General features: G+C 55.5%; 17 protein-coding genes. 1 reads left to right on the plus strand and 16 read right to left on the minus strand.

Annotated elements, in window-relative coordinates; all coding sequences use genetic code 11:
- Positions 1-22: 22 nt before the first annotated feature.
- From rpoB to secE, 7 genes are all read right to left on the minus strand, one after another.
- Complete coding sequence (rpoB, locus tag EBB79_RS17665) at positions 23-4,156, minus strand: DNA-directed RNA polymerase subunit beta (protein WP_127750155.1); 4,134 nt, start codon at positions 4,154-4,156, stop codon at positions 23-25.
- A gap of 276 nt (positions 4,157-4,432) precedes the next feature.
- A complete protein-coding gene (gene rplL / locus EBB79_RS17670; RefSeq protein WP_127750156.1) occupies positions 4,433-4,804 on the minus strand; it encodes a 50S ribosomal protein L7/L12 in 372 nt (123 codons plus the stop codon).
- A gap of 82 nt (positions 4,805-4,886) precedes the next feature.
- On the minus strand, positions 4,887-5,405 hold the full coding sequence (gene rplJ / locus EBB79_RS17675) for a 50S ribosomal protein L10 (RefSeq protein WP_127751053.1): 519 nt from the start codon (positions 5,403-5,405) through the stop codon (positions 4,887-4,889).
- A gap of 393 nt (positions 5,406-5,798) precedes the next feature.
- Positions 5,799-6,497: a 50S ribosomal protein L1 gene (gene rplA / locus EBB79_RS17680; protein ID WP_127750157.1), complete on the minus strand. Its 699-nt coding sequence runs from the start codon at positions 6,495-6,497 to the stop codon at positions 5,799-5,801.
- Between the two features lies 1 nt (position 6,498).
- Positions 6,499-6,924, minus strand: coding sequence for a 50S ribosomal protein L11 (gene rplK / locus EBB79_RS17685; protein ID WP_127750158.1), 426 nt, complete (start codon positions 6,922-6,924; stop codon positions 6,499-6,501).
- A 166-nt stretch (positions 6,925-7,090) separates the two neighbouring features.
- Positions 7,091-7,624 (minus strand): transcription termination/antitermination protein NusG, encoded by a 534-nt coding sequence (nusG, locus tag EBB79_RS17690; protein WP_127750159.1) that lies wholly within the window; start codon positions 7,622-7,624, stop codon positions 7,091-7,093.
- A 215-nt stretch (positions 7,625-7,839) separates the two neighbouring features.
- Positions 7,840-8,037 carry a preprotein translocase subunit SecE gene (gene secE, locus EBB79_RS17695; RefSeq protein WP_127750160.1) on the minus strand — a complete coding sequence of 66 codons (198 nt, stop codon included), beginning with the start codon at positions 8,035-8,037 and terminating at the stop codon, positions 7,840-7,842.
- A 215-nt stretch (positions 8,038-8,252) separates the two neighbouring features.
- Here secE and EBB79_RS24490 point away from each other — a divergent pair, with 215 nt between their 5' ends.
- Positions 8,253-8,396 (plus strand): hypothetical protein, encoded by a 144-nt coding sequence (locus tag EBB79_RS24490; protein WP_164860841.1) that lies wholly within the window; start codon positions 8,253-8,255, stop codon positions 8,394-8,396.
- Between the two features lie 21 nt (positions 8,397-8,417).
- On the opposite strand, the gene EBB79_RS17700 is transcribed toward EBB79_RS24490, so the two are convergent.
- The 9 genes from EBB79_RS17700 to EBB79_RS17740 all read right to left on the minus strand — a co-directional run bounded on the left by EBB79_RS17700 (position 8,418) and on the right by EBB79_RS17740 (position 16,779).
- Complete coding sequence (locus EBB79_RS17700; protein ID WP_127750161.1) at positions 8,418-8,864, minus strand: molybdenum cofactor biosynthesis protein MoaE; 447 nt, start codon at positions 8,862-8,864, stop codon at positions 8,418-8,420.
- A gap of 4 nt (positions 8,865-8,868) precedes the next feature.
- A complete protein-coding gene (moaD, locus tag EBB79_RS17705; protein ID WP_127750162.1) occupies positions 8,869-9,114 on the minus strand; it encodes a molybdopterin converting factor subunit 1 in 246 nt (81 codons plus the stop codon).
- Positions 9,114-9,779 carry a CDP-diacylglycerol--glycerol-3-phosphate 3-phosphatidyltransferase gene (gene pgsA / locus EBB79_RS17710; protein ID WP_127750163.1) on the minus strand — a complete coding sequence of 222 codons (666 nt, stop codon included), beginning with the start codon at positions 9,777-9,779 and terminating at the stop codon, positions 9,114-9,116. Before pgsA ends, moaD begins: the two co-directional genes overlap by 1 nt.
- Before the next feature lie 139 nt (positions 9,780-9,918).
- Entirely contained in the window at positions 9,919-11,790 is a 1,872-nt protein-coding gene (gene uvrC, locus EBB79_RS17715) for an excinuclease ABC subunit UvrC (RefSeq protein WP_127750164.1), read from the minus strand.
- Positions 11,791-12,102: 312 nt separating this feature from the next.
- Positions 12,103-12,879: an SDR family oxidoreductase gene (locus EBB79_RS17720; RefSeq protein ID WP_127750165.1), complete on the minus strand. Its 777-nt coding sequence runs from the start codon at positions 12,877-12,879 to the stop codon at positions 12,103-12,105.
- Positions 12,880-12,913: 34 nt separating this feature from the next.
- On the minus strand, positions 12,914-13,864 hold the full coding sequence (locus EBB79_RS17725) for a calcium/sodium antiporter (RefSeq protein ID WP_127751054.1): 951 nt from the start codon (positions 13,862-13,864) through the stop codon (positions 12,914-12,916).
- Between the two features lie 171 nt (positions 13,865-14,035).
- Entirely contained in the window at positions 14,036-14,833 is a 798-nt protein-coding gene (locus EBB79_RS17730) for a S49 family peptidase (protein WP_127750166.1), read from the minus strand.
- A 258-nt stretch (positions 14,834-15,091) separates the two neighbouring features.
- Positions 15,092-15,853 (minus strand): ABC transporter permease, encoded by a 762-nt coding sequence (locus tag EBB79_RS17735; RefSeq protein ID WP_127750167.1) that lies wholly within the window; start codon positions 15,851-15,853, stop codon positions 15,092-15,094.
- Positions 15,850-16,779 carry an ABC transporter ATP-binding protein gene (locus EBB79_RS17740; protein ID WP_127750168.1) on the minus strand — a complete coding sequence of 310 codons (930 nt, stop codon included), beginning with the start codon at positions 16,777-16,779 and terminating at the stop codon, positions 15,850-15,852. Before EBB79_RS17740 ends, EBB79_RS17735 begins: the two co-directional genes overlap by 4 nt.
- Positions 16,780-16,844 lie beyond the last annotated feature (65 nt).

Consider the following 16,844-nt stretch of genomic DNA (forward strand, 5'->3'; position numbering starts at 1 on the left):
TGAGTGTGGGGCGAGACCGCCCCTACTCTTCCTCCGCATCCAGGAGTTCCATATTCAGGCCAAGGCCACGAACTTCTTTCACCAGAACGTTGAACGATTCTGGGACGCCTGCTTCGTAGTTATCCTCACCCTTGACGATGCTTTCATAGACCTTGGTCCGGCCTGCCACGTCATCCGACTTGACTGTCAGCATTTCCTGCAGGGTGTAGGCGGCGCCGTAAGCTTCGAGAGCCCAGACTTCCATTTCCCCAAAGCGCTGACCACCGAACTGCGCCTTACCACCCAGCGGCTGCTGAGTAACAAGCGAGTATGGTCCGGTTGAACGCGCGTGGATTTTGTCGTCCACCAGGTGGTGCAGTTTCAGCAGGTACTTCATGCCGACGGTAACAGGGCGGGCAAACTGCTCGCCTGTGCGACCATCAAACAGGATCGACTGACCGCTTTCAGAGAAGCCAGCACGTACCAGAGCATCGTTGACGTCTGCCTCTTTGGCACCGTCAAAGACCGGTGTCGCAATCGGAACACCACTGGTCACGTTACCCGCAGCCTCGACCAGCTCGGCCTCAGTCATATCAACCAGACCATCAGCATAAACGGCATCGCCATAAGCATGCTTCATCGCGTCACGAACCGGGGTCAGATCGCCGGAACGGCGGTATTCACCCAGCGCTTCGTCGATATTGATACCCAGACCACGTGCGGCCCAACCCATGTGAGTTTCAAGGATCTGACCAACGTTCATACGCGACGGCACACCCAGTGGGTTCAGACAGAAGTCAACTGGCGTACCATCGGCCAGGAACGGCATGTCTTCCATCGGTACAACCTTGGAAATAACACCCTTGTTCCCGTGACGACCGGCCATCTTATCACCCGGCTGCAGCTTACGCTTCACCGCGATGAAGACTTTGACCATCTTCATCACACCTGGCGGCAGATCGTCGCCACGACGGACTTTCTCGACCTTGTCCTCAAAACGGGCATCCAAAGCGCGCTTTTGCACTTCGTATTGCTCGTTCAGGGCTTCAACAGCCTGAGCGCCCTGCTCGTCTTCCAGGGCCAGCATCCACCACTGACTGCGGATCATCGAGGTCAACATGTCCTCGGTGATCACAGTGCCACCGCGAATACCACGTGGGCCTTTGACGGCGACCTGATCCAGAACCATACCCTTGAGACGGGCATAGATGTTGCGATCCAGGATTGTCAGCTCATCGTCACGGTCACGGGCCAGGCGTTCAACTTCTTCACGCTCGATCTGGATCGCACGTTCGTCTTTTTCCACACCGTGGCGGTTAAAGACGCGCACTTCGACGATCGTGCCAAAATCACCCGGCTTCACACGCAGCGAGGTATCGCGAACGTCCGAGGCTTTTTCACCAAAGATGGCGCGCAGCAGTTTTTCTTCTGGCGTCATCGGGCTTTCGCCCTTGGGGGTGATCTTACCAACCAGAATGTCGCCCGGTTCTACATCGGCACCGATGTAAACGATACCCGCTTCGTCGAGGTTGCGCAGAGCTTCCTCGCCGACGTTCGGAATATCACGGGTGATTTCTTCTGGGCCAAGCTTGGTGTCACGGGCGGCGACTTCGAACTCTTCGATATGAACCGAAGTGAACACGTCGTCCCGCGCGATACGCTCGGAGATCAGGATGGAGTCTTCGTAGTTGTAACCATTCCAAGGCATAAACGCGACGACCACGTTTTTACCCAAGGCCAGTTCGCCCAGATCAGTCGACGGACCATCGGCGATAACTTCGCCTTTGATCACTGTGTCGCCTACCTTCACCAGCGGACGCTGGTTGATGCAGGTGTTCTGGTTTGAGCGCTGGAATTTGCGCATGCGATAAATATCAACGCCTGCGTCACCAAGTTCCAGATCAGCAGTTGCACGAATAACGATACGCTGGGCGTCGACCTGGTCAACGATACCGGCGCGTTTCGCCATGTATGCAGCACCAGAGTCACGGGCCACAACTTCTTCGATACCGGTTCCGACCAGCGGAGCCTCGGCACGCAGCAGCGGAACCGCCTGACGCATCATGTTCGAACCCATCAGGGCCCGGTTCGCATCGTCGTTTTCGAGGAACGGGATCAGCGAGGCCGCAACCGAGACCAGCTGCTTGGGCGACACATCGATCAGGTCAACGTTTTCACGTTGCGCCAGTGTGTAGTCGCCCGACTGACGGGTCGAGACCAGCTCGTTGATGAAGTTACCGTTCTCGTCCAGCGTCGCGTTGGCCTGCGCCACAGTGTGACGCATTTCTTCGGTTGCTGACATGTAGTGAACTTCGTCGGTCACGTGACCGTCGGTTACCACACGATAAGGTGTTTCGATGAAGCCGTATTTGTTCACGCGGGCATAAGTGGCCAGCGAGTTGATCAGACCAATGTTCGGGCCTTCAGGCGTTTCAATCGGGCACATCCGACCATAGTGGGTCGGGTGAACGTCACGCACTTCAAAGCCAGCACGCTCGCGGGTCAAACCGCCAGGGCCAAGCGCCGAGAGACGGCGTTTGTGTGTCACTTCGGACAGTGGGTTGGTTTGGTCCATGAACTGCGACAGCTGCGAGGAACCAAAGAATTCACGCACAGCGGCAGCAGCCGGTTTGGCGTTGATCAGGTCCTGCGGCATAACAGTGTCGATTTCGACGCTCGACATGCGCTCTTTGATGGCACGCTCCATACGCAGCAAACCAACACGGTACTGGTTTTCCATCAGCTCGCCAACGGACCGCACACGACGGTTGCCGAGGTGGTCAATGTCGTCGACACCGCCGCGACCATCGCGCAAGTCAACCAGCGCTTTGATGCAGGAAATGATGTCTTCCTTGCGCAGCGTCCGCTCAGTGTCGTCCGCGTCCAGAGCAAGACGCATGTTCATCTTCACCCGGCCAACAGCCGACAGATCATAACGTTCGCTGTCAAAGAACAATGTGTTGAACAGCGCCGAAGCGGCTTCGACGGTGGGTGGCTCACCCGGACGCATAACGCGGTAGATGTCCATAAGCGCGGTGTCGCGACCCATGTTCTTGTCTGCCGCCATAGTGTTGCGCATGTAAGGACCGACATTGATGTTGTCGATGTCCAGTACGGGGATCTCGGTGATGCCCGCATCCATCAGGTCCTTGAGGGACCCACCAATGAGTTCACCAGCCTTGTCGTATTCCATGGTCAGCTCGTCGCCGGCCTCGACATAGATGGCACCGTTCTCTTCGTTGATGATATCCTTGGCAACAAATTTGCCCAGGATGTGATCAAACGGAACCAGCAGATCGGAAACTGCGCCCTCGTCGATCAGCTTTTTGGCTGCGCGCGGGGTGATTTTCTTACCAGCTTCGGCAATGATTTCGCCAGTCTTGGCATCAACCAGATCATAGGTCGGACGGGTACCGCGGACACGCTCGGGGAAGAACGGGGTAACCCAACCACGGCCCTGCTCCAGGGTGTAGCTGACGGTTTCGTAATAGGCATCCATGATGCCTTCCTGGTCCAGACCCAGAGCATACAGCAGGGTGGTCACAGGCAGTTTGCGGCGACGGTCGATACGGGCAAAGACGATGTCCTTGGCGTCGAACTCAAAGTCCAGCCACGAGCCGCGATACGGGATAATGCGGCAAGCAAACAACAGTTTACCCGAAGAGTGGGTTTTGCCTTTGTCGTGATCAAAGAACACACCAGGCGAACGGTGCATCTGGGATACGATAACGCGCTCGGTGCCGTTGACGACAAAAGTACCATTCGGTGTCATCAGGGGCATGTCGCCCATGAACACGTCCTGTTCTTTGATGTCCTTGACCGATTTTGCACCGGTATCTTCATCGATATCAAACACGATAAGACGCAGGGTGACCTTCAGCGGAGCCGCATAGGTCATGTCGCGCTGCATACATTCTTCGACGTCGTACTTGGGCTTCTCAAGATCGTATTTCACGAATTCCAGAATGGAAGTTTCGTTGAAATCCTTGATCGGAAATACCGACTGGAACACACCTTTGATGCCTTCGCCGTCCAACGGCTGGGGTTCATCGCCAGAGCGCAAGAAAAGATCATAAGAAGATTTCTGCACCTCAATGAGGTTCGGCATCTCCAGAACTTCGCGGATTTTGCCGTAGTATGTACGAAGACGTTTCTGGCCAAGGAACGATTGAGCCATGTCAGATGTCACCTTTTCAAATTCTCACCGGTCAAGGATGCCGCCGGGTTCCGGTTCCTTGCCCATACGAGACAGCGCTGTCGGATCAATTCATGGCCACCGTCCCGAATGGCGGCCTCCCGATCCATATAACCTCGCCTTAGAAAACACCTGACACGATCAGGTCCTTGCTAAGACAGGTTCGGCTGGACCCGGAATTTCCGGGCCCAGCCAAATTTCCGAGAGTATGAACAGACACCACTAGGGACGTCGGTCCAACCTCTCTGAAGCGGTGACTTAGACCACTTCGACTTCGGCGCCAGCTGCTTCCAGCTTGCCTTTGATGTCGTCAGCTTCGTCCTTGGACACAGCTTCTTTGACTTTGCCGTTAGCTTCGACCAGAGTCTTAGCTTCTTTCAGGCCCAGACCGGTGATCGCGCGAACTTCTTTGATCACGTTGATCTTCGAAGCGCCTGCGCTTTTCAGCACAACGTCGAATTCAGTCTTTTCTTCTTCAGCTGCACCAGCGTCGCCAGCTGCAGCCATAACAACGGCGCCACCAGCGGCGGGCTCGATGCCGTACTCATCCTTGAGGATGGTTTTCAGTTCTTGTGCTTCCAGCAGGGTCAGGCCCACGATGCTTTCTGCGAGTGCTTTCAGATCAGCCATTTTATCAGCTCTTTCCGTTAATCAGTGTGTTTTTTCCAACGCCAGGGCACATGCCCCACATCGGTCATTCAGTGCCAACCGCTTACGCAGCTTCCGCCTTCTCTTCGATGGTCGAAAGGATGCTTGCGATATTGCTTGCAGGTGCGCCAATTGCGCCAGCGATGTTCGAAGCAGGTGCGCCGATGCAGCCAACGATGGAAGCAATAAGCTCCTCGCGGGAAGGCATTTTCGACACGGCTTCAACGCCAGCAACGTCCAGAGCATTCTCACCCATTGCACCACCAAGGATTACGAACTTTTTGTTCTCCTTGGCGAATTCCTGAGCAACCTTGGCAGCTGCCACAGGATCCTCAGAATAGGTTAGAACAGTCATCCCTGTCAGCAGGTTAGAAATGCTTTCACATGACTTTCCCTCGAGGGCGATTTTGGCGAGCCTGTTTTTGGCAACACGCACAGATCCACCCGCTTCGCTCGCACGAGCACGCAGATCTTGCATATCAGCAACTGTCAGACCGACGTAGTGTGATACCACAACAACGCCAGAGCTTTCGAAGATCTGGCCGAGTTCCTCGACCAATTTCTCTTTCTGGGCTCTATCCACAGTTCTCTCCAAGTTTGGGATGTCAGACATCCCGGCTCAATTTTGCAAGGTTTCGAAAAACCCAGCGTTCAGGTCCGTATTTACGGGGTGAGCCAAAAATCGCCCGAGGTGTTGAAAATCCTCGATCTTTTTTGTCTTTCCCGTCTCAGGAGGGAAATTAAGACCCCAATTTAGGGCCACCCACCATCTTGGACGAAACGAAGTGAAGCGCACGACGAATCGTACGCTTCACTTCGAGGTCATTCCTAAGAGGATTTTAGGGGGTTTCCAAGCGCAAAATTCAATTCGAACGCTGCGGCATGTCACAATCTTCATCCAACCCAGGCATACCAATGAAAAGGGCCCGAACTTGCAGCAGCAACTCCGAGCCCAATTCTTGTCGCGTCAGCCGAATTATTCGGCAGCAGCGTTATCAATTTCGACAGTGACGCTCGGACCCATGGTCGAGGACAGTGCGATTTTGGTCATGTAAGCACCCTTGGCACCCGATGGACGGGCTTTAGCCACGGCCGACACGAATGCGCGGATGTTTTCAGCCAGTTTGGCCGCATCGAACGATGCTTTGCCGATACCGGCGTGGACAACACCACCTTTTTCAGCTTTGAACTGAACTTCGCCACCCTTGGCTGCTTCTACGGCTGCTTTCACATCCATAGTTACAGTGCCGACTTTTGGGTTCGGCATCAGGTTACGCGGGCCCAGAACTTTACCCAGACGACCAACGATAGGCATCATGTCAGGTGTCGCAATGCAACGATCGAAATCGATGGTGCCGCCCTGGATGGTTTCCATCAGGTCTTCTGCGCCGATGATGTCTGCGCCAGCAGCCTTGGCTTCATCAGCCTTGGCGCCACGTGCAAAAACAGCAACGCGCATGGATTTACCGGTGCCATTTGGCAGGCCGATAACACCGCGAACCATCTGGTCAGCGTGGCGCGTGTCAACGCCAAGGTTCATTGCGATTTCGATGGTTTCATCGAACTTGGCATTGGCATTGCTCTTGATCAGAGCAACAGCATCTTCAACCGACACATTTACTTTGCCAGCGAAAGCTTCGCGCGCTGCGCGGGTACGTTTTCCAAGCTTAGCCATCTTACTTCACCTCGATGCCCATAGAGCGGGCAGAGCCCAGGATGATCTGCATAGCGCCTTCGATGTCGTTGGCGTTCAGATCTTTCATCTTGGCTTCAGCGATCTCTTTCACCTGAGCCGCGGTCACAGTGCCGACGGTTTCACGCGATGGTGTTTTTGCACCGGATTTCACGTTGGCAGCCTTTTTCAGGAAGTAGGACGCAGGAGGCGTCTTGATGTCCATAGTGAAGGACTTGTCCTGATAGTAGGTGATCACGGTTGGGCACGGCGCACCGGGCTCCAGATCTGCAGTCTTAGCGTTGAACGCCTTACAGAATTCCATGATGTTAATGCCGCGCTGACCCAACGCCGGACCAACTGGTGGCGACGGGTTTGCCTTGCCGGCGGGAACTTGCAGCTTCATTTTGCCTGCGAGCTTCTTGGCCATAAGCCTTCTCCTTTATCATCGGTGTATGCAAGCACACACCCTATACATCCAGAACGCGTTCTGGTGCCTTGGTAAGCGTGGTACAGATCCGACGCGCGCGCCCTCACCTCCCACGAATGAACCCGGTTACCCGGGCGTATGGTGCGTGCTAGCACGCACCGACCACTCAGACCTGTTTGGTGACCTGAGTGAATTCCAATTCGACCGGAGTTTCCCGGCCAAAGATCGACACCGTCACCTTAAGGCGCTGGTTGTCTTCATCAACTTCTTCAACCATGCCGTCGAAATCTTCGAACGGACCTTCGTTGACCTTGACCTTCTCACCCACTTCAAAGTGGATCAGTGTGCGAGGCGCGTCTTCGCCTTCTTGCACCCGGTTCAGAATCTGGTTCACTTCGGCATCGCGCATCGGCATCGGGCGACCCTGCGGGCCCAGAAAACCGGTCACCCGGTTGATCGAGTTGATCAGGTGATAGCCGTGATCGCTCATTTCCATGTGCACCAAGACATAGCCCGGCATGAAGCGACGTTCAGTGGTCACTTTCTTACCGCGACGCACCTCGATCACTTCTTCGGTGGGCACCAACACTTCATCGATGTCAGCATCCAAGCCAGTTTCCTCGGCTGTCGTGCGGATCTGTTCTGCGATCTTCTTTTCGAAGTTCGAAAGCACGCTGACCGTATACCACCGTTTCGCCATGAACCTGATCGTCCTTGTCCTGCCGGGTTGGCACCATTGCCTTGCCGTCGCCTAAATTTCTTTGCAGCCGCGGGCTGCGCCTTAACAAAAATCGGCGCGCAACACGATTCGCCGCACGCCTTTGCCAAAGTTACGGCCCACCTACCCGCCAATCGAGACGAGATCAAGAGCCGCACCACCTTTTCGACAGGGCATCGACGCCCCGTCAGTAAGGCTTACTTGAACATATCCAACACGCCAGCCAGCCCAAAGCGGATAAGCACATCGACCAGCGCAAAAAAGACGGCCGTCAGGGATGCCATGATAAAGACCATAACGGTGGTCAGCAGAACTTCACGACGGGTCGGCCAGACAATTTTGGAGACCTCGGCACGAACCTGCTGGATGAACTGAACTGGATTAATGGTGGCCATTTGACTGGTTCTCTCTGCTAACAATCAGCGTTGGACTTAGCTCGTGAGACCATCGAATTCAAGCCCTGTTCGCTGTATGTGGCCAGGCGGCAGGCGCTCCTCCCCTGCGCGTCCGGATTATGGCGGACATTGGTCAGTCCAAATTTAATTTTAACGATCCAGAAAAGGAGCCGATCCCAACTCGGCTCCCAAAGGCGGCCATTGGATACAGCCCGATGACAGTGAAGAAAAATCCGGTGACTTTCATCCAAACGCCAGACCCAGCCGAGCGGTTGGCGGGCCTCACCGCTCCGGAAGTCGGCGCCATCGCGCGGGCACAGCCCGCGCGCCCGGCCCAACGGAAGAAGATCATGACATGATCGTACGACGGACGGGAGCCGCTACCAGCGTGTCAGTGCAGTCTCATCCTCATCCTTGGACGCAACCCAGTCTTCCGCCCCGTCGGCCAAGATCTCTTTCTTCCAGAACGGCGCACGGGACTTAAGATAATCCATCAAAAACTCAGCCGCCTCAAACGCATCTTTGCGATGGCGCGAGGCGGTGGCGACCATCATGATCTGTTCCCCCGGTGCCAAACGGCCATACCGATGAATGACCAGTGCGTCACCCAGCGACCAGCGGTCCATTGCTGACTGTGCGATATCCGTCAACGCCCTGAGGGTCATGCCTGGATAGTGTTCGATCTCCATCGCCACCAACCCGCCCTGATCCGCGTCCCGCACGATGCCAGTAAAGGTAACAATGGCGCCGGACTTGTTGTTGGCTTGAGCGAAAGCTTCGGCCTCAACTCCCAATTCAAACCGGTCTTCCTGCACCGATACCCGCATAAGATCAGCCCCCGGTCATCGGAGGAAAGAACGCCACCTCGCGAACGCCGTCCAACGGTGCATCGAAATCGCTTAACTCTTGATCCAGCGCAACCCTCAGGGCGGACAGATCCGCAAAAGCAGCTGCATAGCGATCCTCACGGGTGCGCAGCTCTTCGACCAGTCCCGCAACAGTGACGGCGCTGGATTCAATCCGTTCACGCGGCACCCCGATACGTTCGCGAACCCAGGCGAAATAGAGGATGTCCATCAGGTGTTTTCCTTTAGAAACGGGAAGGCCTTGCGCAGGTAATCAGCCCCGGTGATCAGGGTCAGTGCTGCCGCGACCCACAGCAGCCACAGCCCCACACGTCCCGTCCAAACCATGGCTTCAAACTTCCAGCGGATACCTTGCAAATCTTCGATTTCACCCAACATGATCTGGTCAACAAACAATTGATCCATCCCCCAGACCGACATACCCAGGTAATGCTCGAAAACACCCTGGGCAAACAGCACCGCAATCGCGACCATCTGAGCCGTGGTTTTCCATTTTGCCAGCTGGGTGACTTTCAGCGTACCGGCGGTATCGCCCAAAAATTCGCGCAGCCCCGAGACAAAGACCTCGCGAAATAAAATAAAGGTGGCAGGCAGCACCAACCAAGGCGACATGGAGGAATAGCCAACGATCACCATCAGGGCAATCACCACCATCGCTTTGTCAGCGATCGGGTCCAGCATTGCTCCAAGTTTGGTTTCCTGTTTCCAGGTCCGCGCAATATAGCCATCAACCCAATCGGTCAGGGCAGCGATGACAAACAGCATCAACGCAAACCAATCCGCATAGGGACGGCTGAAATACAGGAACATCACAGCAAGACCGGGAGCGGCCACCAGACGAAGCAGAGTAAGAATATTAGGTAAAGTCCATATCATAGAGCGGACCTTAACTTGCCCGCGCCCGGGTGGAAAGCCGATGCTGGCAAAATCTGCCCGTGCCGGGCAGATGCCTCCGGCGGGGATATTTTTAGCCAGATGAATGAAGAATCAGTGCAAGACATTTCCATCTTCTTCGTCATTTGTCCTGGAAATAGTCATAAATGCGCTGCGCCAGTGCTGCAGAAACGCCATCAACCACTTTGAGGTCCGATAAGTTGGCACGGCTTACTGCCTTGGCGCTGCCGAAATGCGCCAGTAGCGCTCGCTTACGGCTGGCCCCGACACCTGGCACGTCGTCCAATGGTGTTGCACTGATCGCCTTGGCGCGTTTGGCGCGGTGGGTGCCAATCGCAAACCGGTGCACCTCGTCGCGCATGCGTTGAACAAAATACAGGACCGGATCGTTGCGTTGCAGAGCAAAGGGGCGCTGCCCCATGCGGTGGAACTCTTCCTTGCCGTGGTCACGGTCGACACCTTTGGCCACCCCCACCATTGGAATGTCATCGACGCTGTGCTCTGCCATAATCTGTGCCACCGCCGAGACCTGGCCGGCCCCGCCGTCGATCAACAGCAGATCCGGCCAGTGCCCCTTACTGCGGTCCGGGTCTTCTTTCTGCAGGCGTGAAAACCGGCGGTGCAGCACCTCCTTCATCATGCCAAAGTCATCGCCCGGCGTCAGGTCATCGCCTTTGATGTTGAATTTGCGGTAGGCATTTTTCATGAAACCTTCGGGCCCGGCCACGATCATACCGCCGACCGCATTGGTGCCTTGAATGTGCGAGTTATCATAGACCTCGATCCGCTTGGGAGGACCGTCGAGATCAAAGGCCTCGGCCAGCCCCCGCAACAGCTTGGCCTGGGTGGCGCTCTCGGACATGCGGCGCGCCAAAGATTCGCGGGCATTGCGGACTGCGAAGGCAATCAGTTCAGCCTTTTCGCCGCGCTGTGGAACTATGATTTCGACTTTATAAGTGACCTTGCCACTTAGCGCTTCGACCATCAGGTCGTCGTTTTCGATACCGTCCGACAGAATCAATTGCCGGGGGGGCTCTTTGTTGTCGTAGAACTGGCCGATAAAGGCTTCCATCACCTCGGCCGGGCTAACGTCCGCACCGATGCGCGGGTAGAAGTCCTGATTGCCCCAGTTCTGGTTGGCCCGAATAAAGAAGACCTGCACGCAGGCCTGACCGCCTTCCATATGCAGCCCGATAATATCCGCCTCGGCCACGCCGCGCGGGTTGATGCCCTGGGCGGTCTGCACCTGTGTCAGCGCCTTGATCCGGTCCCGCAGGGCAGCGGCACGTTCGAACTCCATTGCCTCCGAGGCCGCCATCATCTGCGCCGCCAGATCCTCTTGCACCTTGGTCGAACGGCCCGACAGAAAGCGTTCGGCATCACTGACACTATCGGCGTAGTCCTCGCGGGTGATTGCCCCGGTACATGGCGCCGAGCAGCGCTTGATCTGGTGTTGCAGACAAGGTCGCGTGCGGCTTTCGAACATCGAATCCGAGCAGTTGCGCAGCAGGAATGCCTTTTGCAGTTGGTTCAGGGTTCGGTTCACCGCCCCGGCGCTGGCAAAGGGTCCGAAATAGCTGCCCTTTTCCTTACGCGCGCCGCGGTGCTTCTTGATCTGCGGATAATCATGCGTTTTGCCCAACAGGATGTTCGGGAAACTTTTGTCATCGCGCAACAACACATTGTATTTCGGTTTTAACTGCTTGATCAGGTTCTGCTCCAGCAGCAGCGCCTCGGTCTCAGTTCTTGTGGTCAGGAACATCATCGAACTGGTCAGTGCGATCATCCGCTCAATCCGAGGGCTATTGCCTGGGCGGCTGTAGTTCGACACCCGTGCCCGCAGATTGCGGGCCTTGCCCACATAGAGCACCCGGTTCTCGGCATCGAGCATCCGATACACGCCGGGAGACCCATCCAACGTCTTCAGATATCCCAGGACAACACCGTAGCCGGTTTCTGGTACTGGCGGCTCAAAAGGGGGGGAATCAGTCATGTTACCAGAGATATGATTCCCTGCCTCCGGCTGCAACGTTCAAGCTCACATTTCAACCTCTAACAAATCCACCGATCCTGTGGATAACTGTGGAGATATCTTTTGTCTAAGCGACACTTTTCGTTGATAACGAGAGGAAAATCATAAATGCTCACTTTTTAGGCAGTACTGTAGTTCATTGAAATCATTCATTTCTTTTTTGCACACAGGTTAACTTATTGAAAACAAATACATTTTTATTACAAATTTATGACGGATTTTCTCCCGGTGCACAACTTTCCGAAGACTGTGCGCCTGCGGCACAAATATTGACTATTCCCGACCCATTGCATCCGGGGTTTTCCAGCTCAAATGTTGCCCTCCGTCGACGCAAATCAACTGACCGGTGACCGCGCGTGCCTCTAGCAGATACGCCAATGCTGCGGCGACATCACTGGGGTTGGCGCCCCGTTGCAAAACCGTTTGAGCACGTTGGTGACCAAAGTCATCGAGCGACTGACGAGGACCCGCCAAAGTCGGACCCGGCCCAATGGCATTAACCCGCAACTGAGGCGCAAGCGCCTGCGCAGCTGTTTGCGTCAACGTCCAGAGTGCTGATTTGGCCAGCGTGTAGCTGAAGAAATTGGGCGTCAGCTTGCGTACGCGCTGGTCTATCATATTGACCACCAATCCACCGGAAAGCGGTTCACCATTGGCATCCACCGAGACATCCAGATCCTGCGCCGCCATGTTCTGGATCAACACAAAAGGCGCCCGCAGGTTGCTACCCATATGCCGGTCCCAGCTTTCTCGACTGGCTGTGATGGCACTGTCATGTTCAAAGATCGAGGCGTTGTTGACCAAGCAGGTTATCGGTCCGCCAAGTGCTTGTGACGCTGCGGGCAACAAGCCTTGGGCCTCATCCTCGGACAACAGATCTGCCCTGACAGCTGCGGCCCGACGGCCCAGAGCGCAAATTTCGCCTACAGTGTTCTCAGCCTCATGTTGCGAACTGTTGTAATGGACCGCCACATCATAGCCGTGCTCTGCCAGTCTAAGGGCCATGACCCGGCCCAGACGCTTGCCAGCCCCTGTTACCAATGCGCGCATGATCCGTCCTTCTCTGACTGCTGAGGCCTTGGGCTTACAGGACCACCGTCATGTAAGCCAGATACAGGCCCGTCAGCACAAAACCCCAGGTTCGGGTGATGTCCTGTTTGAAAAACACAAATGGCACCAACAGCATCGAGGCCCCTAGCATCACCCAGAGGTCAAATTCCAGAAAGGCGGGTTTAACCGGGATTGGACCAACAAAGGTAGCAATGCCAACGATGGCCAACAGATTAAACATGTTCGATCCGATGACATTGCCCAGTGCAACATCGGCCTGACGACGTAACGCCGCCATCACCGTGGTGGCCAATTCAGGTAGCGACGTACCGATTGCGATCAGGGTCAGGCCAATCACCCGCTCGCTGACGTGGTAAGTCCGCGCGATCTCGGTGCCATTGTCGACCAGGATATGAGCGCCCAGCGGCAGACCGATCAAGCCCAACACCAAATATACCCCAACGCGCCAATAGGGCATGTTGGGGTCGGCCTCTTCGATGTCTTCCAGGTCATCGCTTCCGTCATCACAGCAACGACGATGCGCCCGTGCTTCGCGAAAGGCGACACCCAGCACCAACGTCAATGCCGCCAACAGCACTAAACCTGACCAGATCGTAAACACGCCGCAAAACGCCAGTCCGATAAACAACACCGAAGCGGCCAGCATGAAGATATAGTTCTTGCGTGTATTACACTCGCTGGTGTGAAGACCGGTTAAAATTGCCGGGATACCAAGAACCAGCAGGATATTGGCTGTATTTGACCCCACCACATTACCCAGTGCGATACTGGGCGCATGCTCAGCCACAGCCTGAATGGCAATCAGCAATTCGGGGGCCGAGGTGCCAAACGCAACGATGGTCAGGCTGACTATAAGCGCCGGCACACCCAATCTCAGGCTGAGATTCACCGCACCGCGCACCAGCGCATCCCCTGCCAGCAATAATATCACCAGACCCAAGCCCGACATCAGCCATGGCATCATCATCCGTGCCGTCCTTTTCCACAGGCACAGGGGCCTTTGCCAATCTTGAACCGCCCACACTTGGGACAGCGGGCGGACTGCAGCCGTTTTTGTCCCGGAAACCTCAGTTTACCGAACATTGCCAGCACTGCCATTCCGACCAGAAACAGAGAAACGATCTTGAAAATCATATTACAGACCAAAGCGCGCAAAAGCCGCGCGTTCCTCGATACTACCCAGCGCCTCTTGTGCCATCGAGACACCGAACCGGCTGAGCAGTGGTTTTTTCATACCGTAGCGACGGAACCGAACTTTCTCACCGAATACCTCCTGCATTTTGGGTTTGAGATGGGCAACGCCCTCGATCAACCCCAATTCAGCGGCCCGGCGTGCCAGCCAGATCTCACCGGTGAACAGGTTCTGTTCAGTACTCAACTTGCCCTCGCGCCGTGTGGTCACATGGGTGATGAAGTTCTGGTGAATATCGCCCAGAAGCGTCTTCAACCGTGCCACATCCTCGGCATTTTCGGGGCGAAACGGATCCAACATCGATTTGCTTTCACCGGCCGTGTAGACACGCCGTTCGACCCCTTGGCGGGCCAGCAGCTCATGCGCGCCAAACCCAGACGAAATCACCCCGATTGACCCGACAACCGAACTGTCATCAGCCCAAATTTGATCCGCCGACACCGCCAACCAATAGCCACCCGAAGCTGCGACATCCTCGACAAAGGCATAAACCGGCACCTTCATCTCGGCCGCAAGACGTCGGATACGCGCGCCGATCAGCGAACTCTGCACCGGCGATCCACCAGGTGAATTGATTTCCAGAGCCACCGCAGCGGGTTTCCCCTTGCGAAAGGCACGATGCAGAACGGGGGCCAGCGCGGCATCACTCAGCGCGCCGCGGCCCGGCATTCCAATGGCACCAGCAAGACGCACAACAGCGACCAGTGGCGGTTTTTTAAAAAAGGGAAGGCGTAAGGTCATCAAGCCGATGTAGATCGCCACCCTGTCCGAAACAAGGCACCGGCAGCCTGCGAAACGTCACGGCATGAAAAAACAACACATGATTGGGTAAATATGCAACGCATTTGCTCATAGCTTTACAGTCAGTTAATCCAATGCGCGCCGCAATATACGTCACGGCTCCTGCGTGTTCCGGTCCTGCGCCGCGCGTTAGCGCGGCGCTATGCCCAACGGGAGCAGTGCATCTCCGATGCACAAGCGACGGGCGGGAGACCCCCGTTATGAACGAATGCGCCAACCCGTTTTGAAGATCCACCAGATAACCGCAAGGCATAGTGTTGTGAAGCCACCGATCGCCAGCAAGCTCAGCCCCACTGGGACATCCGCAGTATCAAAGAATGCCCAACGGAATCCGGATATTAGGTAGACGACTGGGTTGAACATGGTGATTTTCTGCCAAATTGGCGGCAGCATCGAGATCGAGTAGAATGAGCCACCCAAAAACACCAGTGGTGTCACAATCATCAGTGGCACCAATTGCAACTGCTCGAAATTACCAGCCCAGATTCCGATGATAAACCCCAGCAATGCAAAGCTGAGACAAGTGAGCAACAGGAACAAAATCATGGCCAAAGGATGGGCAATGGTCAGGTCCACAAACAGCGCTGCGGTGGCCATGATCACCACCCCAATAAACAGTGCCTTGGTAGCCGCAGCCCCCACATAGCCCAGCACGATCTCCAGGAAATTCACCGGTGCCGACAACAGCTCGTAAATGGTGCCGATAAATTTTGGGAAATAAATCCCAAACGAGGCGTTGGAGATCGCCTGGGTCATCACACTTAGCATAATCAGGCCAGGCACAATGAAGGCGCCGTAAGCAATACCCTCAACTTGATCAATGCGACTGCCTATGGCGGCGCCAAAAACCACAAAATACAGCGACGTCGACATCACTGGCGACAAAAAACTCTGCATCAGGGTGCGAAAAAACCGGGCCATTTCGAACCGGTAGATGGATGCGACTGCGGTCCAGTTCATGGGGCGTCTCCTGAAACAAGATCGACAAAAATATCTTCGAGGCTGGATTGGCGGGTTTGAACATCTGCCAGCACAAGACCGGCCTGCGCCACGTCATTCAATAAGGCAGTAATACCCGTACGTTCTCTGCGTGTATCATAGGTATAGATCAGCGCATCGCCGCCGTTCACCAGTTGCAAATCGTGATGCGCCAGCGCCTCTGGCATGACAGCAACCGGGGCTGTTAACTGCACCTCCAATTGCTTTTGCCCCATACGGGCCATCAGGTTTTCCTTTTCCTCGACCAGCAGAAGCGCACCGTCATTGATCACCCCAACCCGGTCGGCAATCGCCTCGGCCTCTTCAATGTAATGGGTGGTGAGAATGATGGTCACACCCGAAGCCTTAAGTTCGGCAACGATGTTCCACATATCCTTGCGCAGCTCTACATCCACACCGGCAGTGGGTTCATCCAGGAACAGGACACGCGGTTCATGGCTGAGCGCCTTGGCGATCAACACTCGGCGTTTCATACCGCCCGACAGCTCCATGATCCGGTTCTTGCGTTTGTCCCAAAGCGACAGCTTACGCAGGATATCCTCGAGCAGCGCGTCATTGCGCGATTTGCCAAACAGCCCGCGCGAGAAACGAACCGTGTTCCAGACCGTCTCAAAGGGCTCCAGGTTGATTTCCTGCGGTACCAACCCGATCAATGACCGCGCTGCACGAAATTCCTCGAGGATATCATGGCCGCCAACGGTCACACTGCCCGAACTGGGGGTGATGATACCGCAGACTGTGGAAATCAGCGTGGTTTTACCTGCCCCGTTGGGGCCAAGCAACGCCAGGATTTCACCTTCTTCGATGTCCAGGGTCACGCCTTTCAGCGCTTCAAACCCATTTGCATATGATTTCCGCAAATCGCGGATGGCGAGGATAGCAGGCATGACGCTCCCATTCTGAACTGATCAGTTTGGCACAAGCTAATCATTCAAACCCTCAGCGGCCAGAG

It is taken from the genome of Parasedimentitalea marina (assembly GCF_004006175.1).
Classification (GTDB): domain Bacteria; phylum Pseudomonadota; class Alphaproteobacteria; order Rhodobacterales; family Rhodobacteraceae; genus Parasedimentitalea; species Parasedimentitalea marina.

Coding starts and splice junctions, on each gene's coding strand:
- rpoB (WP_127750155.1), bottom strand. CDS start 4,156: ATGGCTCAATCGTTCCTTGGCCAGAAACGTCTTCGTACATACTACGGC.
- rplL (WP_127750156.1), bottom strand. CDS start 4,804: ATGGCTGATCTGAAAGCACTCGCAGAAAGCATCGTGGGCCTGACCCTG.
- rplA (WP_127750157.1), bottom strand. CDS start 6,497: ATGGCTAAGCTTGGAAAACGTACCCGCGCAGCGCGCGAAGCTTTCGCT.
- rplK (WP_127750158.1), bottom strand. CDS start 6,924: ATGGCCAAGAAGCTCGCAGGCAAAATGAAGCTGCAAGTTCCCGCCGGC.
- nusG (WP_127750159.1), bottom strand. CDS start 7,624: ATGGCGAAACGGTGGTATACGGTCAGCGTGCTTTCGAACTTCGAAAAG.
- secE (WP_127750160.1), bottom strand. CDS start 8,037: ATGGCCACCATTAATCCAGTTCAGTTCATCCAGCAGGTTCGTGCCGAG.
- EBB79_RS24490 (WP_164860841.1), top strand. CDS start 8,253: ATGACAGTGAAGAAAAATCCGGTGACTTTCATCCAAACGCCAGACCCA.
- EBB79_RS17700 (WP_127750161.1), bottom strand. CDS start 8,864: ATGCGGGTATCGGTGCAGGAAGACCGGTTTGAATTGGGAGTTGAGGCC.
- moaD (WP_127750162.1), bottom strand. CDS start 9,114: ATGGACATCCTCTATTTCGCCTGGGTTCGCGAACGTATCGGGGTGCCG.
- pgsA (WP_127750163.1), bottom strand. CDS start 9,779: ATGATATGGACTTTACCTAATATTCTTACTCTGCTTCGTCTGGTGGCC.
- uvrC (WP_127750164.1), bottom strand. CDS start 11,790: ATGACTGATTCCCCCCCTTTTGAGCCGCCAGTACCAGAAACCGGCTAC.
- EBB79_RS17720 (WP_127750165.1), bottom strand. CDS start 12,879: ATGCGCGCATTGGTAACAGGGGCTGGCAAGCGTCTGGGCCGGGTCATG.
- EBB79_RS17725 (WP_127751054.1), bottom strand. CDS start 13,864: ATGATGCCATGGCTGATGTCGGGCTTGGGTCTGGTGATATTATTGCTG.
- EBB79_RS17730 (WP_127750166.1), bottom strand. CDS start 14,833: ATGACCTTACGCCTTCCCTTTTTTAAAAAACCGCCACTGGTCGCTGTT.
- EBB79_RS17735 (WP_127750167.1), bottom strand. CDS start 15,853: ATGAACTGGACCGCAGTCGCATCCATCTACCGGTTCGAAATGGCCCGG.
- EBB79_RS17740 (WP_127750168.1), bottom strand. CDS start 16,779: ATGCCTGCTATCCTCGCCATCCGCGATTTGCGGAAATCATATGCAAAT.